At 70.1% G+C, this 25,260-nt stretch carries 20 protein-coding genes; 17 read left to right on the top strand and 3 right to left on the bottom strand.

Features of this window, described 5'->3' with window-relative positions; all coding sequences use genetic code 11:
- The first annotated feature begins 6 nt into the window (after positions 1-6).
- The 8 genes from murG (at position 7) to P3T39_RS20680 (ending at position 7,579) form a co-directional block, all read left to right on the top strand.
- The gene (gene murG, locus P3T39_RS20715) at positions 7-1,113 is read left to right on the top strand and encodes an undecaprenyldiphospho-muramoylpentapeptide beta-N-acetylglucosaminyltransferase (protein ID WP_280699939.1); all 1,107 of its coding nucleotides are present in this window, start codon (positions 7-9) and stop codon (positions 1,111-1,113) included.
- On the top strand, positions 1,106-1,873 hold the full coding sequence (locus tag P3T39_RS20710) for an FtsQ-type POTRA domain-containing protein (protein WP_280699937.1): 768 nt from the start codon (positions 1,106-1,108) through the stop codon (positions 1,871-1,873). Before murG ends, P3T39_RS20710 begins: the two co-directional genes overlap by 8 nt.
- 362 nt (positions 1,874-2,235) lie before the next feature.
- Positions 2,236-3,435 carry a cell division protein FtsZ gene (gene ftsZ / locus P3T39_RS20705; protein ID WP_280699935.1) on the top strand — a complete coding sequence of 400 codons (1,200 nt, stop codon included), beginning with the start codon at positions 2,236-2,238 and terminating at the stop codon, positions 3,433-3,435.
- Positions 3,432-4,166 carry a peptidoglycan editing factor PgeF gene (pgeF, locus tag P3T39_RS20700; RefSeq protein WP_280699933.1) on the top strand — a complete coding sequence of 245 codons (735 nt, stop codon included), beginning with the start codon at positions 3,432-3,434 and terminating at the stop codon, positions 4,164-4,166. The genes ftsZ and pgeF overlap by 4 nt, the downstream gene beginning before the upstream one ends.
- A complete protein-coding gene (locus P3T39_RS20695) occupies positions 4,163-4,951 on the top strand; it encodes a YggS family pyridoxal phosphate-dependent enzyme (RefSeq protein WP_280699931.1) in 789 nt (262 codons plus the stop codon). The genes pgeF and P3T39_RS20695 overlap by 4 nt, the downstream gene beginning before the upstream one ends.
- 217 nt (positions 4,952-5,168) lie before the next feature.
- Positions 5,169-5,777: a cell division protein SepF gene (sepF, locus tag P3T39_RS20690; RefSeq protein ID WP_280699929.1), complete on the top strand. Its 609-nt coding sequence runs from the start codon at positions 5,169-5,171 to the stop codon at positions 5,775-5,777.
- 76 nt (positions 5,778-5,853) lie between these two features.
- Positions 5,854-6,144: a YggT family protein gene (locus P3T39_RS20685; RefSeq protein WP_280699927.1), complete on the top strand. Its 291-nt coding sequence runs from the start codon at positions 5,854-5,856 to the stop codon at positions 6,142-6,144.
- A gap of 49 nt (positions 6,145-6,193) precedes the next feature.
- The gene (locus P3T39_RS20680; RefSeq protein ID WP_280699925.1) at positions 6,194-7,579 is read left to right on the top strand and encodes a DivIVA domain-containing protein; all 1,386 of its coding nucleotides are present in this window, start codon (positions 6,194-6,196) and stop codon (positions 7,577-7,579) included.
- A 309-nt stretch (positions 7,580-7,888) separates the two neighbouring features.
- Here the strand turns inward: P3T39_RS20680 and ileS are convergent, their stop codons facing one another.
- Positions 7,889-11,017 carry an isoleucine--tRNA ligase gene (ileS, locus tag P3T39_RS20675; protein WP_280699923.1) on the bottom strand — a complete coding sequence of 1,043 codons (3,129 nt, stop codon included), beginning with the start codon at positions 11,015-11,017 and terminating at the stop codon, positions 7,889-7,891.
- Between the two features lie 588 nt (positions 11,018-11,605).
- Here ileS and P3T39_RS20670 point away from each other — a divergent pair.
- From P3T39_RS20670 to P3T39_RS20655, 4 genes are all read left to right on the top strand, one after another.
- Entirely contained in the window at positions 11,606-12,112 is a 507-nt protein-coding gene (locus P3T39_RS20670; RefSeq protein ID WP_348534366.1) for a TraR/DksA family transcriptional regulator, read from the top strand.
- Positions 12,113-12,304: 192 nt separating this feature from the next.
- On the top strand, positions 12,305-12,853 hold the full coding sequence (lspA, locus tag P3T39_RS20665) for a signal peptidase II (protein WP_280699921.1): 549 nt from the start codon (positions 12,305-12,307) through the stop codon (positions 12,851-12,853).
- Positions 12,854-12,998: 145 nt separating this feature from the next.
- Positions 12,999-13,937 (top strand): RluA family pseudouridine synthase, encoded by a 939-nt coding sequence (locus P3T39_RS20660; RefSeq protein WP_280699919.1) that lies wholly within the window; start codon positions 12,999-13,001, stop codon positions 13,935-13,937.
- A gap of 1 nt (position 13,938) precedes the next feature.
- Complete coding sequence (locus P3T39_RS20655; protein ID WP_280699917.1) at positions 13,939-14,394, top strand: GNAT family N-acetyltransferase; 456 nt, start codon at positions 13,939-13,941, stop codon at positions 14,392-14,394.
- Here P3T39_RS20655 and P3T39_RS20650 read toward each other — a convergent pair.
- Positions 14,391-15,440, bottom strand: coding sequence for a mechanosensitive ion channel domain-containing protein (locus P3T39_RS20650; RefSeq protein ID WP_280699915.1), 1,050 nt, complete (start codon positions 15,438-15,440; stop codon positions 14,391-14,393). The genes P3T39_RS20655 and P3T39_RS20650 overlap by 4 nt on opposite strands.
- 163 nt (positions 15,441-15,603) lie before the next feature.
- On the opposite strand from P3T39_RS20650, the gene P3T39_RS20645 reads away from it, so the two are divergent.
- From P3T39_RS20645 to dnaE, 5 genes are all read left to right on the top strand, one after another.
- Positions 15,604-15,981, top strand: a complete 378-nt coding sequence (locus tag P3T39_RS20645) for a hypothetical protein (RefSeq protein ID WP_280699911.1) — start codon at positions 15,604-15,606, stop codon at positions 15,979-15,981.
- A 152-nt stretch (positions 15,982-16,133) separates the two neighbouring features.
- A complete protein-coding gene (locus P3T39_RS20640) occupies positions 16,134-18,941 on the top strand; it encodes an alpha/beta fold hydrolase (protein WP_280699909.1) in 2,808 nt (935 codons plus the stop codon).
- Positions 18,938-19,813 carry an ABC transporter permease gene (locus P3T39_RS20635; protein ID WP_280699906.1) on the top strand — a complete coding sequence of 292 codons (876 nt, stop codon included), beginning with the start codon at positions 18,938-18,940 and terminating at the stop codon, positions 19,811-19,813. The genes P3T39_RS20640 and P3T39_RS20635 overlap by 4 nt, the downstream gene beginning before the upstream one ends.
- A 150-nt stretch (positions 19,814-19,963) precedes the next feature.
- A complete protein-coding gene (locus P3T39_RS20630; protein ID WP_280699904.1) occupies positions 19,964-20,584 on the top strand; it encodes a dienelactone hydrolase family protein in 621 nt (206 codons plus the stop codon).
- Positions 20,585-20,868: 284 nt separating this feature from the next.
- Positions 20,869-24,402, top strand: coding sequence for a DNA polymerase III subunit alpha (gene dnaE, locus P3T39_RS20625; protein WP_280699902.1), 3,534 nt, complete (start codon positions 20,869-20,871; stop codon positions 24,400-24,402).
- Between the two features lie 96 nt (positions 24,403-24,498).
- On the opposite strand, the gene P3T39_RS20620 is transcribed toward dnaE, so the two are convergent.
- Positions 24,499-25,149, bottom strand: coding sequence for an RDD family protein (locus P3T39_RS20620; protein ID WP_280699900.1), 651 nt, complete (start codon positions 25,147-25,149; stop codon positions 24,499-24,501).
- Positions 25,150-25,260: the final 111 nt, after the last annotated feature.

The following is a 25,260-nucleotide window of genomic DNA, read 5'->3' as shown; positions in this document are numbered from 1 at the left end:
ATTTCGGTGCATGTCGTACTCGCCGGCGGCGGGACCGCCGGTCACATCGAGCCGGCCCTCGCCCTCGCGGACGCCCTCCGCAGGCACGACCCGAGCTGCGGGATCACCGCCCTGGGCACCGAGCGCGGCCTGGAGACCCGGCTGGTCCCCGAGCGCGGCTACGAGCTGGCGCTGATCCCGGCCGTCCCACTGCCACGTAAGCCAACCCCCGAGCTGATCACCGTCCCCGGCCGGCTGCGCGGCACCGTCCGTGCCGCCCAGGACATCATCGAGCGGGTCAAGGCCGATGCGGTGGTCGGATTCGGTGGCTATGTCGCCATGCCCGCCTACCTGGCCGCCAAACGCGCCGGTGTGCCGATCGTGGTGCACGAGGCCAATGCGCGCCCGGGGCTGGCCAACAAGATCGGCGCCCGCTACACGGACTTCGTCGCGGTCTCCACCCCCGACTCCAAGCTGCGCGACTCCCGGTACATCGGAATTCCGCTGCGCCGCACCATCGCCACCCTGGACCGCAACGCGGTGCGCCCCGAGGCCCGGCACTACTTCGGCCTCGACCAGCGCCTGCCCACCCTGCTGGTCTCCGGCGGCTCGCAGGGCGCCCGCCGCCTGAACGAGACCGTCCAGGCCATCGCCCCGCGCCTGCAGCAGTACGGTGTGCAGATCCTGCACGCGGTCGGCCCGAAGAACGAGCTGCCGGTGATCGACGACATCCCGGGGATGCCGCCGTACCGGGCCGTGCCGTACGTGGACCGGATGGACCTCGCGTACGCCGCCGCCGACCTGATGCTCTGCCGGGCCGGTGCCATGACCGTGGCCGAGCTGGCCGCCGTCGGGCTGCCCGCCGCCTTCGTGCCGCTGCCGATCGGCAACGGCGAGCAGCGGCTGAACGCCCAGCCGATGGTCAAGGCCGGTGGCGGTCTGCTGGTGGACGACGCCGAGCTGACCCCGGACTGGGTGCTGCAGAACGTCCTGCCGGTGCTCACCGACCCGCGCAGGCTCTGGGACATGAGCCGCGCCGCCGCCGAGTTCGGCCGCCGGGACGCGGACGAATTGCTGGTGGGGATGGTCTACGAGGCGATCGAGGCAGCCAGGAGCGGCCGTCGTCGTGGCTGATGCCTCGGTCCACGACCCGCTGGTGGAGGAACCGGAGTCCGTACCCAGGCTCCGGCTCTCCCGGCGCGGGATCGTGGTGCTGAGTGCCTTGGGCGCGCTGGTTCTCGGCGCGCTCTGCTGGCTGGTCTACTTCTCCTCCGCCCTGGACGTGCGCAGTGTCGCCGTCCAGGGCCTGGAGAGCGGAAAGCTGACGGACGGCCAGGTGCGCGAGGCGCTCGGCAGCCTCCAGCACGGGCCGCTGGCCCGGGTCGACCTGACCGAGGCCGAGCACCGGGTGGAGGGCATCCCCCTGGTGGCCAAGGCCGAGATCTGGCGCGGCTGGCCGCACACCCTCCAGGTCAAGCTGGTCGAACGCAAGCCGGTCGCCGCCCTGAAGAACCAGGACGGCACGTTCTCGCAGGTGGACGCCGGTGGCGTGAGCTTCGCCACCGAGCCGGCCGCCCCGGCGGGGGTTCCGGTGGTGGAGCTAGCGCTCAGTCAACAGGGAAATGACGCCCTGACGGTGATGGACAGGCCGACCCTGCTGCGGGCGGCGGTCACGGTGGCCGCAGGGCTGCCTCCCGAGGTGGCGAAGCGTGCGGGCGTACTCCAGGTTCACTCGTACGACGACATTCGACTGCAGCTCAGCGGGGGTGCGACGGTGCACTGGGGGAGTCCGGAACGCACTGCGCGCAAGGCCGTTGTCCTGACCGCGCTGCTCGGGCAGCGGGGCACGAATTATGACGTGAGTGCGCCGGACGCCCCGGCTGTGTCGCCTTGATCCGGTAAGTTCTCCTCCCGAGGGCGGTGTTGACGGAGCCATGGCTCCATGCCGACCCTTGGTGGTCACCCCGGTTTCACCGGGCGGTTGATGATCACATAGGCTCAAAAGAAAAACGGGAAGCTCGGCGTGTTCGTTGAACACGGGCCAGATGCGACCTACTGTCCTGTGTCACCAGGCTGTGTCCCACGGTGATATGACGCAGACACAGCTATAACCCTAAAGCTCAAGTTTAGGGTTCGGGTCGGTGGTCGGCATTTCGGACATTCAGTCCTGAAACCCTGCTCCCCACCCATCGACATCCGTCGGCCTTCACGACACGGGGAAGCCGACCCGGAAATTCGAGGCGAGAGGCCTTCGACGTGGCAGCACCGCAGAACTACCTCGCAGTCATCAAGGTCGTCGGTATCGGCGGCGGTGGTGTCAACGCCATCAACCGGATGATCGAGGTCGGTCTCAAGGGCGTCGAGTTCATCGCGATCAACACCGATGCGCAGGCCCTCCTGATGAGCGACGCCGACGTCAAGCTCGATGTGGGCCGTGAACTCACCCGGGGCCTCGGCGCCGGCGCCAACCCCGAGGTCGGCCGGAAGGCCGCCGAGGACCACCGCGAGGAGATCGAGGAGGTCCTCAAGGGGGCCGACATGGTCTTCGTCACCGCCGGCGAGGGCGGCGGCACCGGAACCGGCGGCGCGCCCGTCGTGGCCAATATCGCCCGCTCGCTCGGCGCACTGACCATCGGTGTGGTCACCCGCCCCTTCACCTTCGAGGGCCGCCGCCGCGCCAACCAGGCCGAGGACGGCATCGCGTCCCTGCGCGAGCAGGTCGACACCCTGATCGTCATCCCGAACGACCGGCTGCTCTCCATCTCCGACCGCCAGGTCAGCGTGCTGGACGCGTTCCGCTCCGCCGACCAGGTACTGCTCTCCGGTGTCCAGGGCATCACCGACCTGATCACCACCCCCGGCCTGATCAACCTCGACTTCGCCGACGTCAAGTCGGTCATGTCGGACGCGGGTTCGGCCCTGATGGGTATCGGCTCGGCCCGGGGCGAGGACCGCGCCAAGGCCGCCGCCGTGATGGCGATCTCCTCGCCGTTGCTGGAGGCGTCCATCGACGGCGCGAGGGGCGTCCTGCTCTCCATCTCCGGTGGCTCCGACCTCGGCCTGTTCGAGATCAACGAGGCGGCCCAGCTGGTCAGCGAGGCGGCCCACCCCGAGGCCAACATCATCTTCGGTGCGGTCATCGACGACGCGCTCGGTGACGAGGTGCGGGTCACCGTGATCGCCGCGGGCTTCGACGGCGGTCAGCCGCCGGCCATCGTCCGCGACCCCGTGGTGAAGGCCACCACGCCGAGCACCCCGCCGGCCGCGCCCGAGCGGCCCACCACCCGGCCCAGTTACGGGAACATCGGTTCGGTGACGGCCCGCGAGGAGTCCCGGGCGTCCGAGGCGCCGACCACCACGACCGCCCCGCCGGTGCCGCCGCAGGTCCAGCCGGTCCGGCAGCCGTTCGTCGAGAGTCCCGCGGAGGAGCTCGACGTGCCAGACTTTCTGAAGTGATCGAACAGCGCATAAGGAACGGTGCTCACTTCGCCTTCACCGACCGGTGGGGCGGGGTGAGCACCGCGCCGTACGGGGAGCTCAACCTCGGCGGTGCGGTCGGGGACGACCCGGCCGCCGTCCGGGAGAACCGCTGCCTCGCCGCCCACGGGCTGGGACTCGACCCGGCGGATGTGGTCTGGATGAACCAGGTGCACGGCGCCGAGGTCGCCGTGGTGGCGGAGCGCCAGCAGCCGGGCGAGGCCCCGGCGGTGGACGCGGTGGTCACCGACCGGCCGCTCGCCCTGGCGGTGCTGACCGCCGACTGCACGCCCGTCCTGCTGGCCGACCCCGTCGCCGGGATCGTCGGAGCCGCTCATGCGGGCCGCCCGGGACTGGCCGCCGGGGTCGTCCCCGCTCTGGTGGCGGCCGTACTCGCCCAGGGCGCCTCGCCGGAGCGGATCGTCGCCGCCATCGGGCCCGCGGTCTGCGGCCGCTGCTACGAAGTGCCGGCCGAACTGCGTGCCGAGGTCACGGCCCTGGTGCCCGCCGCCTACGCGCAGACGTCCTGGGGAACGCCCGCACTGGACGTCCCCGGCGGCGTCGCGGCGCAGCTCGCCGAGGCCGGGATCACCGAAGTGGTGCGATCATCCGTCTGCACCCTTGAGTCGGCCGATCACTTCTCCTATCGCCGCGAGCAGCGCACCGGTCGGCTCGCGAGCTACGTCTGGTTGGGCTCTGAACTCTCATGACGAATGACATCTACGGACCGTTCCCGGGCGGAGCGGACTTCCTCGCCCGGCTGACGGAGCAGCAGCGCGCCCGCTACGAGCAGCTCGGCACCAACCTGGAGGTCGTCGAGCGCCGGATCGTCGCCGCCTGCGAGGCGGCCGGGCGCCCGCGCGAGGACGTCACCCTGATCGTGGTCACCAAGACCTACCCGGCCGAGGACACCGCGCTTCTGGCCGGTCTCGGCGTCACCGACGTGGCGGAGAACCGCGACCAGGACGCCGCCCCGAAGGCCACCCTCTGTGTCCAACTGCCGCTGACCTGGCACTTCGTTGGCCAGCTGCAGACCAACAAGGTGCGTTCGGTGGTCCGTTACGCCGATGCGGTGCACTCGGTGGACCGGCCGCGCCTGGTGGAGTCGCTCTCCGCCGCCGTGCTCAAGTCCGAACGGGTGCCGCTGGACTGCCTGGTGCAGGTCGCCCTGGACAAGGAGAGCGGTGACGGTGAGCACCGGGCCGGGGTTGCCCCAGCGGATGTCATGGCGCTGGCCGACCGGATCGCCGACACGCCCGGGCTGCGCATGGCCGGTGTGATGACTGTCGCACCGCTGACCGGCCCGCTGGCGGGAAACCCGGACGACGCCTTCGCCAGGCTGGCGGAAATCGCAAGCGGTGTACGGGCGAGCCATCCTGCTGCCACGATGGTGTCGGCAGGGATGAGCGGTGACTTGGAGCAGGCCGTGGCTGCCGGGGCGACACATGTACGCGTCGGTACGGCGGTACTCGGAGTGCGGTCACCGCTCGGGTAACGTCACCGGGTAGTAGATCAGACTGCAGGACAAAACAGGACATAAAACCTAGCAGCTTTTCCACAGCGCTAGCGAACCGTGGATCGCATCTCCGCAGCCGCCTCCCTACCACTTGACGGGCCGTCCAGGTGACGGCGCGTCGGCGGCCGCCGGGAAACCAACAGGTCAGACTCGGGCCGCAGGTGACGATCCACCACAGAGCGGAGGAGACAGGAGCATGGCCGGCGCAATGCGCAAAATGGCGGTCTACCTCGGCCTCGTGGAGGACGAGACGTACGACGGCCAGGGTTACGACCCCGACGACGACTACGACGCGGACCCCGAGCCGATCAGGACGGGCCGGACGGAGGACCTGCAGCGCCCCGCCGCTGCCGTACCCGCCCCGGCGCCCGTCGCGCACATCGGGCCGCAGCCGGTCCCGGCTGCAGTGCCGATCCGGCAGGAGGTTCCGAGGATGGCGCCCGTGTCGTCCATCACACCCGAACGCCGCCACAACCTGGAGAAGAGCGCCCCGGTGATCATGCCCAAGGTCGTCAACGAACGAGAGCCGTACCGAATCACCACCCTGCACCCGCGAACCTACAACGAGGCCCGCACAATCGGCGAGCAGTTCCGCGGAGGTACCCCGGTGATCATGAATTTGACCGAGATGGACGACACCGATGCCAAGCGGCTCGTAGACTTCGCGGCTGGACTCGTCTTCGGTCTGCACGGCAGTATCGAGCGAGTGACGCAGAAGGTGTTCCTGCTGTCGCCTGCTAACGTCGATGTAACGGCGGAGGACAAGGCTCGGATCGCCGAGGGTGGGTTCTTCAACCAGAGCTGACCCGGCCACGACTTTATGTGTGGATCCAACGACAGTGAGTGACTGACGGTACGTCGGCCAGGGAGAGGGAAACGCGATGGGGATCGTGTCGGCAGTGCTCTACTACGCACTGACCGTCTTCCTGCTGATCCTGCTCTTCCGACTCGTCATGGACTGGGTCTTCCAGTTCGCCCGCTCGTGGCGTCCGGGGAAGGCCATGGTCGTGGTCCTCGAGGCCACGTACACTGTCACGGATCCGCCACTCAAGCTTCTTCGGCGATTCATCCCGCCGTTGCGTCTCGGGGGCGTGGCGCTCGACCTGTCCTTCTTCGTACTGATGATCATTGTGTTTGTCCTGAGATCGCTCGTGCTGACTCTGCCGTCTTGAGCGCTGCGACAGGATGCCGGTGTGCCGACGATCACGTTGAGGTGAAGAGATGCCATTGACCCCCGAGGACGTTCGGAACAAGCAGTTCACGACCGTCCGGCTGCGTGAAGGCTATGACGAGGACGAGGTCGATGCCTTCCTCGACGAGGTCGAAGCCGAGCTGACGCGCCTGCTCCGCGAGAACGAGGACCTGCGCGCCAAGCTGGCCGCCGCCACTCGGGCCGCCGCGCAGAACCAGGCGAACATGCGCAAGGAGCAGCAGCCGCAGGACGCCCGTCCGGGCGCACCCGTGCCCGCCGCCATATCCGGACCGCCGATTCCTGGCCAGCAGAACGGCGGCCCCCAGATGGGTGGCCAGCCGATGGGCGGCCAGCAGCAGATGGGTGGCCAGCAGCAGCAGATGGGCAACCAGCCGCTCGGCCTGCCGTCCGGTGCTCCGCAGCTTCCGGCCGGTCAGGGCGCCCCGATGGGCCAGCAGCAGATGGGGCAGACCATGGGCGGCCAGCAGCAGCTGGTGCAGCCGATGGGCGGTCAGATGCTCCAGCCGCTGGGTGGCCCGATGGGTCAGCAGCAGCTCGGTGGCCAGCAGCTCGGCGGCCAGCCGCAGCTGGGCGGTCAGCCCCAGCTGGGTGGCCCGCAGCAGCAGATGGGTCAGACCATGGGCGGCCAGCAGCAGCTGGCGCCGATGGGCGCCCCGATGGGCCAGCAGCAGCTCGGTGGCGGCCCGATGGGCGGCCCGATGGGTCAGCAGCAGGGCCCCGGTGGCGACAGTGCCGCTCGCGTGCTCGCGCTCGCTCAGCAGACCGCCGACCAGGCGATCTCCGAGGCGCGTTCCGAGGCCAACAAGATCGTCGGTGAGGCCCGCAGCCGCGCCGAGGGTCTGGAGCGGGACGCCCGCGCCAAGGCCGACGCGCTGGAGCGGGACGCGCAGGAGAAGCACCGCGTGGCGATGGGCTCGCTGGAGTCCGCCCGCGCGACGCTGGAGCGCAAGGTCGAGGACCTGCGTGCCTTCGAGCGCGAGTACCGCACCCGCCTGAAGTCCTACCTGGAGACCCAGCTGCGTCAGCTGGAGTCGCAGGCGGACGACTCGCTCGCCCCGCCGCGGATCCCCGCCACCGCCTCGCTGCCGCCGGCCGCGTCGTCGATGGCTCCGGCCGGTGCCTCCGCGATGAGCAGCGCCTCGCCGAGCTTCGGCAGCCAGCCCTCCTTCGGTGGTAACGGCCAGTCCTTCGGCGGTCAGAACTCCTTCGGTGGCGGCAGCGGCAGCCAGCCCTCCTTCGGTGGACAGGCGAACGGCCCGACCGGCTCCGCGCAGATGGCTCCTGCCGGGATGACCCAGCCGATGGCCGCGGTCCGCCCGCAGCCGCCGCAGCCGATGCAGCAGGCTCCGGCCCCGATGCGCGGCTTCCTCATCGACGAGGACGGCGACAACTAAGCAGTACCGCAGTAGCACCTTCGAGGGCGCCCCCGCCGTGACGTGAAGTCACAGTGGGGGCGCCCTCGTTCGCTGAGCCTCAGGGGCACGCGTGCCCCTCGGGGCCCCGCGACCCTGAGGTAGTGCATGGTTGGCGCGCAGTTTCCGCTGAGGCGGCGCACGGCTGGTCGCGCACGCTGTTGATTGAGCAGAGCCCCGCGCCCCTGGGGTGCGCCCTTGCTCCGGGGGAGCCGTGGTTTTCATGGGTGGATATTGTGAAGGACCGGGCAGCGCCTGGATGGCGTTGCCCGGTCCTTGAGCTGTCGGGAGTTATGCCTTGCGGAGCTGGAAGGCGAGGCCGAGGCTCTCGTCGGAGAAGCTCTCGGACTCCCAGTCGGCCGAGCCGGCGGCGAAGTCCACCGCGAGGACCTCCTCGGCGACGAGGGGGCCGTGCTCGGCGATGGCCTCGGCGGTCTCCTCGTTGGCGGCGCGCCAGCGCAGGACGATCCGGTCGGCGACGTCCAAGCCGGAGTTCTTCCGTGCCTCCTGGATCTGGCGGATGGCGTCACGGGCGATGCCGAGCCGCTTGAGCTCCGGGGTGATGGCCAGGTCGAGTGCGACGGTGGCGCCGGACTCGTTGGCGACGGCCCAACCCTCGCGCGGGGTCTCGGTGATGATGACCTCGTCGGGGGAGAGGGCGATCTCCTCGCCGTTCAGCTCGACGCTCGCGCTGCCGGTGGCGCGCAGCGAGGCGGCGAGCGCTGCGGCGTCCGCGGCCGCCACGACCTTGGCCACGTCCTGGACGCCCTTGCCGAAGCGCTTGCCCAGCGCCCGGAAGTTGGCCTTGGCGGTGGTGTCCACCAGGGACGCACCCACCTCCGCGAGCGACTCCAGGGTGGAGACGTTGAGCTCCTCGGCGATCTGCGCCCGCAGGTCCTCGGGGAGTTCCTCCCAGCCCTGGGCGGCGATCAGCGCCCGGGACAGCGGCTGACGGGTCTTCACACCGGACTCGGCGCGGGTGGCCCGGCCGAGTTCGACCAGGCGGCGGACGAGTGCCATGTGCCGGGAGAGGTCGGTGTCGATCAGCGACTCGTCCGCGACCGGCCACTCGGCCAGATGGACGGAGACCGGGGCCTCGCCGTCGACCGGGACGACCAGGTCCTGCCAGACCCGCTCGGTGATGAACGGGGTGAGCGGGGCCATCAGCTTGGTGACGGTCCCCAGCGCCTCGTGCAGGGTGGCGAGCGCGGCGGCGTCGCCCTGCCAGAAGCGGCGACGGCCGCGCCGGACGTACCAGTTGGAGAGGTCGTCCACGAAGCCGGAGAGCAGCTTGCCGGCCCGCTGGGTGTCGTACGACTCCAGTGCGGCGTCCACCTCGCGGACCAGGGTGTTCAGTTCGGAGAGCACCCAGCGGTCCAGCTGCGGGCGGTCCGCGGGGGCCGGGTCGGCGGCGGAGGGGGACCAACCGGTGGTGCGGGCGTACAGGGCCTGGAAGGCGACGGTGTTCCAGTAGGTGAGCAGCGTCTTGCGCACCACCTCCTGGATCGTCCCGTGTCCGACCCGGCGGGCCGACCAGGGCGAGCCGCCGGCCGCCATGAACCAGCGGACGGCGTCGGCGCCGTGCTGGTCCATCAGCGGGATCGGCTGCAGGATGTTGCCCAGGTGCTTGGACATCTTGCGGCCGTCCTCGGCGAGGATGTGGCCCAGGCAGACCACGTTCTCGTAGGAGGACTTGTCGAAGACCAGGGTGCCGATCGCCATCAGCGTGTAGAACCAGCCGCGGGTCTGGTCGATCGCCTCGGAGATGAACTGGGCCGGGTAGCGGCTCTCGAACAGCTCCTTGTTCTGGTAGGGGTAGCCGTACTGGGCGAAGGGCATCGAGCCCGAGTCGTACCAGGCGTCGATCACCTCGGGCACGCGGACGGCGGTGCCGGAGCACTGCGGGCAGGCGAAGGTGACGTCGTCGATGTACGGGCGGTGCGGGTCGAGGCCGGCCTGGTCGGTGCCGGTGAGCTCGGAGAGCTCGGTCAGCGAGCCGACGCAGCTGAGGTGGCCCTCCTCGCAGCGCCAGATCGGCAGCGGGGTGCCCCAGTAGCGGTTGCGGGAGAGCGCCCAGTCGATGTTGTTGTTCAGCCAGTCGCCGAAGCGGCCGTGCTTGACGTTCTCGGGGAACCAGTTGGTGTTCTCGTTCTCCCGGATCAGCGCGTCCTTGACGGCGGTGGTGCGGATGTACCAGGACGGCTGCGCGTAGTACAGCAGTGCGGTGTGGCAGCGCCAGCAGTGCGGGTAGCTGTGCTCGTACGGGAGGTGACGGAAGAGCAGGCCGCGCGAGGCGAGGTCGGCGACCAGGGTCTCGTCGGCCTTCTTGAAGAAGACGCCGCCGACCAGCGGGACGTCCGCAGCGAAGGTGCCGTCGGCCTCGACCGGGTTGACCACCGGCAGGCCGTACTTGCGGCAGGTCGCGAGGTCGTCCGCACCGAAGGCCGGGGCCTGGTGGACGATACCGGTGCCGTCCTCGGTGGTGACGTAGTCGGCGTTGAGGACGAAGTGCGCGCCCTCCAGCTCGACCAGCTCGAACGGGCGCTGGTAGGCCCAGCGCTCCATCTCGGCACCGGTGAAGGACTGCCCGGTGGTCTCCCAGCCCTCGCCGAGCGCCTTGCCGACCAGCGCCTCGGCGACGACCAGCTGCTCGTTGCCGTCGGTGGCCACCACATAGGTGACCTCGGGGTGCACGGCGGCGGCGGTGTTGGAGACCAGGGTCCACGGGGTGGTCGTCCAGACCAGCAGCGCCGCCTGGCCGGCCAGCGGGCCGCCGGTCAGCGGGAAACGCACATAGACCGAGGGGTCGACCACGGTCTCGTAGCCCTGGGCCAGCTCGTGGTCGGACAGACCGGTGCCGCAGCGCGGGCACCAGGGGGCGACGCGGTGGTCCTGGACCAGCAGGCCCTTGTCGAAGATCTGCTTGAGCGACCACCAGACCGACTCGATGTACGAGGGGTCCATGGTGCGGTACGCCTGGTCGAGGTCGACCCAGTAGCCCATCCGCTCGGTGAGCTTGGTGAACTCGTCGGTGTGCCGGGTGACGGACTCGCGGCACCTGGCGTTGAACTCGGCGATTCCGTACTTCTCGATGTCCTGCTTGCCGGAGAAGCCGAGCTCCTTCTCGACGGCCAGCTCGACCGGGAGGCCGTGGCAGTCCCAGCCGGCCTTGCGGGCGACGTGGTAGCCCTTCATGGTCCGGTAGCGGGGGAAGACGTCCTTGAAGACGCGGGCCTCGATGTGGTGGGCGCCGGGCATGCCGTTGGCGGTCGGCGGGCCCTCGTAGAAGACCCACTCGGGGCGGCCCTCGGACTGCTCCAGGCTGCGCTGGAAGACCTTGTTGTCGCGCCAGAAGCTCAGGATCTGGTGCTCGAGGGCGGGCAGGTCCACCTGTGCGGGGACGGGGTTGTAGGTACTCATCGCGGGCGTCTACCTCCGGCGGATGCTTGGACTGGATCCTCCGGAGGGACGAGACGGCGAGCCGTCCCGCGGTACCACCCTCCTTGACCGCTGTACTGCTGCTCGCGGCCCTCTTGTTTGGGTTCTGCTGCCGGTTCTACCGGGCCCTTAGGCCGTTCTTCCGGCGGCTCCGGGGTGATCTTCCCGCCGTGCACACCCCCGGGCTCGCACCGTTCCCGGGTCGCTCGTGGCTGCGTACGTCGGTACTCGTCCCATCAGCGCCTTGCAGGCCCAGTGTATCGGTCCTCACAAGTCGATTTCGCGGCCCACGCGCGGCGCGGTTAGCAGATGACGATCTGGGCACAACCTGGTCAGCACTCGGGTGGGGTGGCGGCGACGGCTGCTCGGGTGGGTTTCGCGATGAGGCATCGGTATGTCCCGTTGTGACCGGATTCGTTGGGGATTATCGTTCCGGCACTGGAGACCGCCGGGAACCGGCGGTTCGTTTCGTTCGTAGATGAGGTCGAAGCCATGGCTGACAAGTCGATCGGCGGTACCGCCACGAAGCGGGGACGCAAGGCCGTGGCAGGCGACTCAGGGGAGGGGACCGTGACCACTGCACGGCACAAGACCAGCACCACCACCGGCCGCGTTGCCGCCACCAGCCGGAACCACACTCCGGCGGGCTCCGGTGCCCGCGGCGGCGCCGAGTCGGTGGACCCGGCCGAGCTGCCCGTACGCCCGGGTGAGGACCCCTGGACGGCGGCCGAGGTCGCCGAACTGCACGCGGAGCTGCACGATGAGCTGGAGCGGCTGCGCGCCGAGATCGAGGCCGCCGAGGCCGCGATCACCGGCCTGATGCGCGACTCCAACGACGGCGCGGGGGACGACCAGGTCGACGCCGGGACCAAGAACATCAACCGGGAGAGCGAGCTCGCCCTGGCCAACAACGCCCGCGACAGCCTGGCCCAGGCCGAGCGCGCGCTGGCCAGGCTCGAGGGCGTCGGCTTCGGCGTCTGCGAGTCCTGCGGCCAGGCGGTCGGCAAGGCCCGGCTCCAGGCCTTCCCCCGGGCGACCCTGTGCGTCAGCTGCAAGTCGAAGCAGGAGCGCAGGTAGCAGCTGCGGGCGTGAGCCCCGGTCGGATCGAGATGTCGGCCGGGTCGATGTGGACCAAGGGGTCGGGCGTTGCCGTACGCTCGACCCCGTAACGTCGGCCCTCTTGTCACGGCAGCGGAGCGGATCATCAGTACGCCAGGTTCCCCCCAGACCCAGGACGATGCCGTCCCGGCCTCGCCCGTGGAGGCCGCCGTGGACGAGCCCGTCGGTGCCACCGCCGCAGGAGCGGTACCGGGTGCGCGCCGCCGCCGCCGGATCGGCGTGCTGCTGGTCGTCGCGCTGCTCGCCTACCTGATCGACCTGGGCGGCAAGATGCTCGTGGTCTCCGGGCTCGAAGGCCGCCAGCCGATCCAGGTGATCGGTGATGTCGTCACTCTCCAGGTGATCCGCAACGGGGGCGCCGCCTTCGGGATGGGCCAGGCGATGACGATCGTCTTCACGATGATCGCGACCGCCGTGATCGTGGTGATCTGGCGGATCGCCCGCAAGCTCTACAGCCTGCCCTGGGCGATCGCCCTCGGCCTGCTGCTGGGCGGTGCGCTCGGCAACCTCACCGACCGGCTGTTCCGCGCCCCCAGCGTCTTCCGCGGCCATGTGGTGGACTTCATCTCCGTCCAGCACTTCGCGGTCTTCAACCTGGCGGATTCGGCCATCGTCTGCGGCGGCATCCTGGTGGTCCTGCTCTCCTTCCGGGGCAGCAACCCGGACGGGAGCACCCACCAGGCGGTCAAGGGCGGCTAGGCGAACAACGACGGAGCCGCGGCATCGCGGCGAAGGGCCGCCGTGACCCGCAGGCGGGTACGGAGTGCGAGTACCCGGGCGTCGCGCCGCCGCCCGATCGCCCGAGGGTCCGAGCCGGGCCTCGCGGTCCGGCATACTCGTACGGGTGAGTACCGCAGCGCAGATCCGCAGCCTCCCCGTACCCGACGGCCTCGAGGGTGAGCGACTCGACGCTGCCCTCGCCCGGATGTTCGGCTTCTCCCGGACGAAGGCCGCCGAGCTGGCCGCCGACGGGAAGGTGACCATCGACGGGGCGACGGCAGGCAAGTCGGACCGGGTGGTGGCCGGCAGTTGGCTGGAGGTCGAGATCCCGGCCCCCGCCGCCCCCGTGCAGATCATCGCCGAGCCCGTCGAGGGCATGCGGATCGTGCACGACGACGACGACATCGTGCTGATCGACAAGCCGGTCGGGGTCGCCGCCCACCCCAGCCCCGGCTGGACCGGACCGACGGTGATCGGCGGCCTGGCCGCCGCCGGGTACCGGATCTCCACCTCCGGCGCGGCCGAGCGCCAGGGCATCGTGCACCGCCTGGACGTCGGCACCTCCGGCCTGATGGTGGTCGCCAAGTCCGAGCGTGCGTACACCGACCTCAAGCGGCAGTTCCACGACCGGATCACCGAGAAGAAGTACAACGCCCTGGTCCAGGGCCACCCCGATCCGCTGAGCGGCACCGTGGACGCGCCGATCGGCCGCCACCCCAGCTCGGACTGGAAGTGGGCCGTGACGAGGGAGGGCAAGCCCTCGGTCACCCACTACGACCTGATCGAGGCGTACCGGGCGGCCTCGCTGCTGGACATCAAGTTGGAGACCGGCCGCACCCACCAGATCCGGGTGCACATGTCCGCGCTGCGCCACCCCTGCGTCGGCGACCTCACCTACGGTGCCGACCCGACCCTGGCCAAGCGCCTCGGCCTGACCCGCCAGTGGCTGCACGCCGTCTCGCTCGGCTTCGAGCACCCGGCGGACGGCCAGTGGGTCGAGTTCAGCAGCGAGTACCCGGCCGACCTGCAGAAGGCCCTCGACATCATCGCCTCGGAGAGCTGAGATGCCGCGGATCACGGTGGCCGGGACCGGGGCCGAACTGGCCCTGGTGAACGGCATCCGGCGCGAGGTGTTCATCGACGAGCAGAACGTGCCCGAGGAGCTGGAGTACGACGAGTACGACGGCACCTCGGTGCACCTGCTGGCGCTCGCCGAGGACGGCTCCCCGCTCGGCACCGGCCGCCTGATCCACGGTGAGCAGGCGCTGAGGCTCACCGGCCGTACCGGCCGGGTACTGCTCGGCCGCCTCGCCGTGGTCAAGGCGGCCAGGGGCACCGGGCTGGGCGCCGAGCTGGTCAGGGCGATCGAGCAGGCCGGTCGCGGGCGCGGTGGCGTGGAGCTCGAACTGCACGCCCAGGTCCAGGCGTTGGGCTTCTACGAGCGGCTCGGCTATGTCGCCGAGGGCCCGGTCTACGACGACGCGGGGATACCGCACCGGACGATGACCCGCGCGCTCTAGCCCCTGTCCGTCGGAGCCCCGCGCCCCTGCGGGGCTTCGCCGGTGCGGATGCGCGGGAGCGCGTACGGGTGTTCGTCGCGCAGGTAGGCGAACAGCTGCTCGCGCACCTCGAAGCGGAGTACGGCGGCGTCGTCCGGGGTCCGGGCCGTCATGGCGGCCCGGACCACCAGTGTGCTCGGCGTGCAGTCGGTGACCTGGAGGGACCACTCCATGCCGTCCCAGAGCGGAGAGTCCACCAACTGCCGGTGCAGGGTGGCGCGCAGCTGTTCGACGGGCGCGCTGTGGTCGAGGTGCAGCGCCACCCAGGCGAGCAGGCCGGGGTCCTTGCGGGTCCAGTTCTCGAACGGCCTGCTGACGAAGTACGAGACGGGGACGATCAGACGGCGGTAGTCCCAGAGCCGTACCACCAGGTAGGAGAGGGTGATCTCCTCCACCGTGCCCTGCTGGCCGTCCACCACCACGGTGTCGCCGATCCGTACGGTGTCGCCGAAGGCGATCAGCAGACCGGCGAAGAAGTTGCCCAGGGTGCTCTGGGCGGCGATACCGGCGACGATGCCGAGGATGCCGGCCGAGGCCAGCAGGCTGGCGCCGATGGTGCGCATCGCTTCGAAGGTCAGCAGGAGCACGGCGGCCGTGACGACCGCGATCACCGCGCTGACCATCCGGCGCAGCATGCTGATCTGGGTCCGGACGCGCTGCACCCGGGCCGCGTCGTCGGTGACGCTCTCGTACCGGCCGAGGACCGCCTCCAGTGCCGCCGCCACGATTCTGATGGTCAACCAGCCGAGGCTGGCGATCAGGATCAGCAGGACGGCGTGGTGCAGTGCGTCGCCCGACAGGCCGAGGAGTTTCTCCAGCGGCCGTCCGGCCAGCAACAGACTTGCAGCGACCGCGAGTTGGAGGGGGATCCGGCAGCGCCGCAGCAGTGCCCAGACCGGTGACTGCGGGTGGCGTGCCGCGACGCGTTGCAACACCCGGTCGACGATCCAGCCGACGGCCAGGGTCACGGCGACAATCGCGAGCAGCGTGGCGAGCGGCCAGAGCACGGGACACCTCGACGAGGTCGGTACCGGGTGTTCCCCGGGGAGTTTTGCACCATACCGCGCAGATTTGTCGCCTCGGGTGATTGGCGTGACGGCCTGTCCCCTGACTGCATATCATCGGAAACGCGAGCGGTGGTTGGGCACAGGCAGAGGACGGGGGCGGGTCATGGGCGCCGAGCGGGAGATCGCCGACGAGGAGCTGATGGAGGTCGGCTACGACGCGGAGCAGGCGCACCGGCTGCACAAGGCGCTGCGCACCATCGCCGACAATCCCTCGGTGGGCGAGGGCCTGCAGCGGATGGCCAAGGACGTGCTCAGCGGCCGGGTCGGCATGACCGATGTGGTGAAGTCGGACGGCTACCTCGGTCTGATCGGCGACCGGCTCGCGGAGATGCGCAAGGCCGCCGAGGAGTTGACGCCCGAGGAGCGGGCGGAGTCCGAGAAGCGGGCGCAGAAACTGCGTGAGGAGCAGGAGGAGCGCGAGGCCGAGGAGGAGAGCCGGGAACGCGAGGCGCGAGAGGCCGCCGAGCGCGGGTGGCGCTAGGGCCTGTTGGTCCAGCCCTTCTCCGGGCGCCGAGGTGCCGGGCCGGCGTTCGGAGGCTCCGCTGGCAGGCACTCGCCGGAGTCGGTTGCACTGTCCGGAGGCGCGAGGCTCTTATAGGGTTCCTACCGAAGAAACGGATAGGATCGGTACCCATGAGCTTCGGTGGGGCATGGCGCCGCTGGCGCAGAGGTCTGACGACCCGCAAGGTGCTGGCCGGCTCGGTGGCGTTGGTGCTGCTGGCCGGGGCCGGTACGGCTGCGGTGGCGGCCGGGTCCGGCGAGGCCGCGGTGCATCAGGAGGATCGTTTCCTCGACATGCCCGAGACCCCGGACAGCAAGCAGACCGTCCGGCTGGACACCTCCTTCTTCACCACCGGCAGCAGCCCCCGCCCGGCGATCCTGCTGGCGCACGGCTTCGGCGGCAGCAAGGAAGGCGAACGCGACCGGGCCCGGCAGCTGGCCCGCTCCGGGTATGCGGTGCTGACCTGGTCGGCGCGCGGCTTCGGCGCCTCGGGCGGGCAGATCGGCCTGGACGCGCCCGACCGTGAGATCGAGGACGTCAAGCACCTGGTCGACTGGCTGGCTCAGCGTCCCGAAGTCCAGCTCGACGCCCCCGGTGATCCCCGGGTCGGCATCACCGGCGCCTCGTACGGCGGCGCTGCCGCGCTGCTCGCCGCCGCGTACGACCCCCGGATCGACGCCGTGGCCAGCCAGATCACCTGGTGGAACCTGGCCGATGCACTCTTCCCGCAGGGCATCAGACAGGGTCCGCAGGGCAGCGGGCCAAATCCGCAGGGCGGCCAGGACGGCGACGCGGTCGACGGTGTGTTCAAGAAGCTCTGGGCCGGGATCTTCTTCACCACGGGCTCGGCCGGGGACCTGACCGCACCCTCGACCCCGAAGCCCGGCAGTACCAACGGCCCGGTCGGCTGCGGGCGCTTCCTTGACTCGCTCTGCGCCATGTACAACCGGGTGGCGACCGCAGGGCACGCGGACGCGGAGGCGATCGCCACGCTGGAACACTCCAGCCCGTCCTCGGTGGCCGCCAGGATCAAGGTTCCCACCCTGGTGGTGCAGGGCCAGCAGGACTCGCTCTTCCCGCTGGACCAGGGCGATGCCATCGCCAGGGCCGTCGCCGCCAACGGCGCGCCGGTCGGCGTGGACTGGTTCGCCGGGGGCCACGACGGCGGGACCGAGGGCAGCGCCCGGGTGGACGCCCGGGTCACCGGCTGGTTCGACCACTACCTGAAGGGCGCGAAGAACGACACCGGCCCGGCCTTCCGGGTCACCCGCACCGGCGGGGTCGACTCCACCGGCTTCCAGGCCGTACTGCGCGGCGCGGACGCCGACCGCTACCCCGGGCTGTCGGGTACGGGCTCGCGCGCCGTGGAGCTGAGCGGCGCCGTCCAGTCCATCGCCAACCCGCCCGGTGGTGCGCCGCCGAACATCTCCACCCTGCCCGGGATCGGCGCGCTCTCCCAGTTCGCCTCGATCGGCGGCGGCCTCTCGCTGGACTTCCCCGGCCAGTTCGCCTCCTTCGACTCGGCGCGGCTCGGCCAGAGCCTGCACCTCACCGGCGCGCCCACGGTCTCCGTGCACGTCCAGGCGGACCGGCCCGACGCGGTGCTCTTCGCGAAGCTGTACGACGTCGGCCCGGACGGGACCAGGACGCTGCCCCAGCAACTGGTCGCCCCGCTCCGGGTGACCGGCGCCGACGCGCCCGGCGGACGCACCGTCGAGATCGCCCTGCCCGCCGTGGACCACACCTTCGAGTCCGGGCACCGGCTCCGCCTGGTCCTGGCCTCGACCGACCTGGCGTACGCCTCGCCCGTCGAGCCCGCCACCTACAAGGTCTCGGTGACCGGAGCGCTGGCCGTGCCCACCGTGGCCGAGCTGCACACCGAGGCGGCTCCGCTGCCCGCCCGCACCTGGCTGCTGCCGCTGGCCGCCGTCGTGGTGGCCGCGCTGCTGCTGTTCGGCCGCCGGCCGCGTCCGCGCCGGGCCCGGAAGGCGACACCCGACCCGGCGGCGGCGACGGTCCCGCTGCAGATCAGTGGTCTGAGCAAGCGCTACCACGGCGCCGCCGACCGGTACGCGGTCAGGGACCTGACCTTCCGGGTGGAGCAGGGCCAGGTGCTCGGCCTGCTCGGCCCGAACGGTGCGGGCAAGACCACCACCCTGCGGATGCTGATGGGCCTGATCCGCCCGGACGCCGGGGAGATCCGGATCTTCGGGCACGCGGTGCGCCCCGGCGCGCCGGTGCTCTCCCGGGTGGGCTCGTTCGTGGAGGGCGCGGGCTTCCTGCCGCACCTCACCGGCCGGGCCAACCTGCACCTCTACTGGCAGGCCACCGGCCGCCCGGCCGAGGACGCCCACTTCGCGGAGGCCCTGGCCATCGCCGACCTGGGCGAGGCGCTGGACCGAGCCGTCCGTACCTACTCCCAGGGCATGCGCCAGCGCCTGGCCATCGCCCAGGCCATGCTCGGCCTGCCGGACCTGCTGATCCTGGACGAGCCCACCAACGGGCTCGACCCGCCGCAGATCCGCGAGATGCGCGAGGTGATGATCCGGTACGCCGCCGCCGGACGCACCGTCATCGTCTCCAGCCACCTGCTCTCCGAGGTGGAGCAGAGCTGCACCCACCTGGTGGTGATGGACCGGGGACGTCTGGTCAGCGCGGGCGCAGTCGCCGAGATCGTCGGCGAGGGCGAGCTGCTGCTGGTCGGCACCCCGGCCGACTACCCGGCGGGTGAACTGGCGGTGGCCGCCGAGAAGACGGCCTCCCTGGCGGGTATCGGCACGGTCTCGGTGGCCGAACAGGGCCTGCTGGTCCAGCTGGACGGTATGACGGTCGGCCAGCTGGTCGCCGAGCTGGTCCGGCTCGATGTCCCCGTCGAGCGGGTGGGCCCGCACCGGCGGCTGGAGGACGCGTTCCTGTCCCTGATCGGAGGCTCGGCGTGAGTGCCGCTGTCGAAACCGCTACCGAAACGGCTGCCGACCACGCGGTGGGCTACCGGGCCCGCCGCACCCTGCCGCTGAGGGTGGAGATCGTCCGCCAGCTGCGGCGGCGGCGCACCATGGTGATGACGGGGGTGCTGGCGGCGATGCCGTTCATCATCCTGGCGGCCTTCCAGATCGGCGGCACGCCGAGCCGGACCGACCGCACCACCTTCATCGAACTGGCCACCGCCTCCGGTCCCAACTTCGCCGCCACCATGCTCTTCATGGGCACCGGTTTCATGCTCGTCATCCCGGTCGCGCTGTACTGCGGGGACACGGTGGCCTCGGAGGCCAGCTGGTCCTCGCTGCGCTACCTGCTGGCCGCGCCGGTGCCCAGGGCCAGACTGCTCGCCCGCAAGTTCCTGGTCGGACTGCTGTTCTCGGCGGGCACCATCGTGCTGCTGCCGCTGCTCGGCCTGGCGGTCGGCACCGCCGCCTACGGCTGGGGCGACCTCAAGCTGCCGACGGGCGTCAGCCTGCCCGCCTCGGTCGCACTGCCCCGGCTGGCGATCGCGGTCGCCTTCGTCCTCCTCAGCGAACTGGTCATCGCCGCACTGGCGTTCTGGCTCTCGACCGCCACCGACGCCCCGCTCGGCGCGGTCGGCGGCGCGGTGTTCATCACGATCATCACCGGTGTGCTCGACGCCGTCACCGCACTCGGTTCCCTGCGCGAGTGGCTCCCCGCCCACTGGCAGTACTCCTGGGCCGACGCCCTGCAGCCCCAACTCGAATGGGGCGGCATGCTCCAGGGCGTCTCCCTCTCGGTCAGCTACGCCGTCGTCCTGCTCGCCCTCGCCTTCCGCGGCTTCGCCCGCAAGGACGTGGTGTCCTGACGGATCGTCATGCCGTGGCGGTCGAAGACCTGGAACACCGTCCTGGCGACGGGGCGAGTGGCGCCCGGGGGAGCCGCTGGCGGGCGGTGGTGTGCGTTCGGTGGCGCGCCGGTCGGCGAGGGTCTGTCGGGGCAGGTGGGATGGGTGATGATGGACGGGCCTGTTGTGTCTGCCAGAAGGATCGAACCAGTGGCCCAGATCGTCCTCTTCCACTCCGCCTACGGACTGCGCCCGGCGGTGACGGCCGCTGCCGAGCGGCTGCGCGCGGCCGGGCATGTGGTGCACACCCCGGACCTGTACGAGGGGCGGCTGTTCGACAGCGTCGAGGCCGGGATGGCGTACAAGGAGGAGGTCGGCAGCGACGAGCTGCTGCGGCGGGCCGTCGGGGCGGTCGCGCCGCTGCTCACGCCGGGGGAGCGGCTGGTCTACGCGGGCTTCTCGCTGGGCGGGGCACTGGCGCAGAACCTCGCGCTGGCGGACGAGCACGCCAAGGGGCTGCTGCTGTTCCACGGGACTTCGGACATCCGGGACGAGGCGCAGACGGAGGCCCCCGTCCAGCTGCACGTCGCCGAGCCCGACCCCTTCGAGTCCGAGGACTGGCTGAACGCCTGGTACCTGCGGATGCTCAAGGCCGGGGCCGATGTGGAGGTGCACCGCTACCGGGGCGCCGGCCACCTGTTCACCGACCCCGAGCTGCCCGACTACGACGCCGAGGCTGCCGAGCGGACCTGGGCCGTCGCGCTGGCCTTCCTCGCCGAACTGGACGGCTGAGGCGCCCGGCTCGCCGTCGCGTCCCGGGGTCCGGGACGCGGCGGCAGGCCGGTCCGGACTGCCCGAGGCCGGGGCGCCCCCGTGTCCGGCCATATTGAACGTGTTCAAATTCAGCCGTTCGATCAGGCCGGCGCTGGTGCGGGGCGGTACCTCCGGGAGCTGGGAGGAAGGATTAGACTCGGTCGCGCGAACGCGGATGCCGTGGTCCGAGCCCTGGAGGTGGCTCGGGCCTTACGTGTTTCACCGCCCTGTGTTTCCAGCACCGAGACCCCGGAGGCCCCGCCTTGAGCGACCAGCCGTACGCGCATCTGCACGTCCACACCGAGTACTCGATGCTGGACGGCGCCGCCCGGCTGAAGCAGATGTTCAAGGAGGTCGACCGCCTGGGCATGACCCATGTCGCGATGACCGACCACGGGAACATGTTCGGAGCGGCCGAGTTCCACAAGCAGGCCAAGGACGCCGGTATCACTCCGGTGATCGGTATCGAGGCGTACGTCGCGCCGGAGGCCAGGCACAACACCAAGCGCATCCTCTGGGGCCAGCCGCACCAGAAGAGGGACGACGTCTCCGCCTCCGGCGCGTACACCCACAAGACCATCTGGGCCCGGAACAAGGAGGGCCTGCACAACCTGTTCAAGCTGAGCTCCCGCTCCTACGCCGAGGGCTGGCTGGTCAAGTGGCCCCGGATGGACAAGGAGATCATCGCCGAGCACGCCGGCGGCCTGATGGCCTCCACCGGCTGCCCCTCCGGTGAGCTCCAGACCCGGCTGAGGCTCGGCCAGTTCGACGAGGCGCTCAAGTCGGCCGCCGATTACCAGGACATCTTCGGCAGGGAGAACTACTTCCTGGAGCTGATGGACCACGGCCTGGACATCGAGAGGCGGGTCCGCGACGGTCTGATCGAGATCGGCAGGAAGCTCGGCATCCCGCCGGTGGTCACCAACGACTCGCACTACACCACCGAGGCCGACGCCACCTCCCACGACCTGCTGCTCTGCGTCCAGACCGGCAAGAACCTCTCCGACCCGGACCGGTTCAGGTTCGACGGCTCGGGCTACTACATCAAGTCCGCCGCCGAGATGTACGCCATCGACTCCTCGGACGTCTGGCAGGAGGGCTGCCGCAACAGCCAGCTGCTGGTCGCCCAGCGGGTCGACCCGACCGGCATGTTCGACTTCGTCAACCTGATGCCGCGCTTCCCCGTCCCCGAGGGCTTCACCAGCGAGGACGACTTCTTCCGCGCCGAGGTGTGGAAGGGCATGGACCGCCGCTTCCCGGACGGCTACGACGATGAGCACCGCAACCAGGCCGAGTACGAGATGAACACCATCTGCCAGATGGGGTTCCCGGCGTACTTCCTGGTCGTCGCCGACTTCATCATGTGGGCCAAGAACAACGGCATCGCGGTGGGCCCCGGCCGTGGTTCGGCCGCCGGGTCGCTGGTCGCGTACGCGATGGGCATCACCGACCTCGACCCGATCCCTCACGGGCTGATCTTCGAGCGCTTCCTCAACCCCGAGCGTGTCTCGATGCCCGATATCGACGTCGACTTCGACGAGCGCCGACGCGCCGACGTCATCCGCTATGTGTCCGACAAGTGGGGCGCCGACAAGGTCGCCATGATCGTCACATACGGCACCATCAAGGCCAAGGCCGCCATCAAGGACACCTCACGGGTCCTCGGTTACCCGTACGCGATGGGCGACCGGATCACCAAGGCGATGCCGCCGGACGTGATGGGCAAGGGCATCCCGCTCTCCGGGATCACCGACAGCTCGCACCCGCGCTACAGCGAGGCCGGTGAGATCCGCGGCCTCTACGAGACCGACCCGGACGTCAAGAAGGTCATCGACACCGCGCGCGGCATCGAGGGGCTGATCCGCCAGCCCGGCGTGCACGCGGCCGGTGTCATCATGTCCGCCGAGCCGCTGGTCGACCACATCCCGGTCTGGACCCGGCACACCGACGGTGTGACCATCACCCAGTTCGACTACCCGACCTGTGAGGGCCTCGGCCTTCTCAAGATGGACTTCCTGGGCCTGCGCAACCTCACCATCATGGACGACGCCGTCAAGGCGATCGAGAAGAACAAGGGCATCAGGATCGACCTGCTCGATCTGCCGCTCGACGACAAGCCCGCGTACGAACTCCTCGCCCGGGGCGACACGCTCGGCGTCTTCCAGCTCGACGGTGGGCCGATGCGCTCACTGCTGCGCCTGATGAAGCCCGACAACTTCGAGGACATCTCGGCCGTGCTGGCGCTCTACCGGCCGGGCCCGATGGGCGTCAACTCGCACACCAACTACGCCCTGCGCAAGAACGGCCAGCAGGACATCACCCCGATCCACCCGGAGCTGGAAGAGCCGCTCAAGGAGATCCTGGAACCCACCTACGGCCTGATCGTCTATCAGGAGCAGGTGCAGAAGGCCGCACAGATCCTGGCCGGCTACTCGCTCGGCCAGGCCGACCTGCTGCGCCGGGCGATGGGCAAGAAGAAGAAGGAGATCCTGGAGGCCGAGTTCGTCCCCTTCCACAAGGGGTGCAGGGAGCGCGGCTACTCGGACGCGGCCATCCAGGCCGTCTGGGACGTCCTGGTCCCCTTCTCCGGCTACGCGTTCAACAAAGCGCACACCGCCGGGTACGGACTGGTCTCGTACTGGACGGCCTACCTCAAGGCCAACTACCCGGCCGAGTACATGTCCGCGCTGCTCACCTCGGTCAAGGACGACAAGGACAAGTCGGCCGTCTACCTCAACGAGTGCCGCAAGATGGGCATCCAGGTGCTCCCGCCGGACGTCAACGAGTCGGACGCCGACTTCACCCCGCACGGCAGTGACACCGTACGGTTCGGCCTGACCGCCGTCCGCAACGTCGGCGGCCCGGTGGTGGAGTCGATGATCCGCACCCGCAGGGCCAAGGGGAAGTACGTCTCCTTCCCGGACTTCCTGGACAAGGTCGAGTCGGTGGTCTGCAACAAGCGGACGGTCGAATCCCTCATCAAGGCAGGCGCGTTCGACTCGCTCGGGCACACCCGCAAGGGCCTGACCGCACAGTTCGAGCCGATGATCGACAACGTGGTCGGGGTCAAACGCAAGGAGGCCGAGGGCCAGTTCGACCTGTTCGGCGGTGACGCGGTCTCCGACGAGCCGAGCTTCGGCCTCGACGTGGTCTTCTCCGAGGAGGAGTGGGACAAGGCCTTCCTGCTCACCCAGGAACGGGAGATGCTCGGCCTCTACGTCTCCTCGCACCCGCTGCACGGCATCGAACACGTCCTCGCCGACAAGGCCGACTGCGCCGTTGCCGACATCGCCGACCGCCCCGACGGCACCATCATCACCATCGGCGGCATCATCTCGGGCCTCCAGCGGAAGATGACCAAGCAGGGCAACGCCTGGGCCATCGCCACCGTGGAGGACCTGGCGGGCTCGATCGACTGCATGTTCTTCCCGGCCAGCTACCAGTTGGTCTCCTCCCAACTGGTCGAGGACTCCGTGGTGTTCGTCCGCGGCAAGCTCGACAAGCGGGAGGACGTGCCGCGGCTGATGGGCATGGAGCTCTCGGTGCCCGACCTCTCCAACGCGCACGCCGAGGCGCCGATCGTCATCTCGATCCCGAGCGTGAAGATCACCCCGCCGCTGGTCGCCCGGCTCGGCGAGGTGCTCACTCATCACCGGGGCAACACCGAGGTACGGCTGCGGCTGGAGGGCGCCAGGCAGACCACGGTGCTCCGGCTCGACCGGCACCGGGTGAAGTCCGACCCCGCGCTCTTCGGCGACCTCAAGCAGCTGCTCGGCCCGAGCTGTCTGGTGAGCTAGGCCCGTCTGACAATTCCCGCCGGATCAGCGTGGGAATTGTCAGACGGGCTAGCGCCGCTGACGCGGTTTCCTGTGCAGCCGAGGCGGTAGGGGCGCTCAGGCTTCCTTGACGACCAGGGTCTTGGCGGCCTTGTCGTGCAGGCACTGCTGGAGCGGCTTGTCCCACAGCTGCCAGAGCACGTTGACCACCCAGAAGAGCGCCCCGATGCAGTAGACGGCGAACGGGAGCGAGTGGACCGCCGCCCGGATCCAGAGCGAGGCGTCGACCGGGCGGCCGCCGTGCCCGAGATCCACCACCCGGGTCTTCATCGCCTTCTTACCGACCGTCTGGCCGCCCTGGGTGAGCAGCATGGCGATCTCGTAGCCGAAGTTGATCAGGCCGACCACGAAGTAGCCGAACAGGGTCGGCCCGATGACCATGAAGATCAGCAGGCTCGGTACCAGCAGCACGCCCGTGTCGATCAGCCGGGCCAGGAAGCGGTCACCGGCGGAGGCCAGCGTCCGCGTCCCCGGTGCGGGCGCGCCGCCGTACGGGCCGGGCGCGGCCAGCCAGTTCGGCCAGGCAGCCTGTGGGGCGCCGTAGGGCGGCGGGGGTGGCGGCGTGCCGTACGGCTGCTGGCCGTAACCCGGTGGCGGCGGTGGCGGCTGCTGCGGTGGGCCGTAGCCCGGCCGGCCCTGCGGGGGTTGCCCGTAGGGATTCTGGGGGTCTGTCGGATACCCGTGGCCCGACGGCTCGTTAGCGCTCATGTCCCCGACTCGTCTCGTGGTGAGTTCGTCCCAGTCGTTGTATCCGGTGCCGGCCCGACGCGGGGGAGTGTGGGCAAATCGTTACGTGTCCATGGTGCTGAGCCGATGTCG

The sequence above is a fragment of the Kitasatospora sp. GP82 genome (assembly GCF_029892105.1).
GTDB lineage: Bacteria > Actinomycetota > Actinomycetes > Streptomycetales > Streptomycetaceae > Kitasatospora.
The sequence above is the reverse complement of the archived record's forward strand: the minus strand, read 5'-3'. Positions and strand labels throughout refer to the sequence as shown.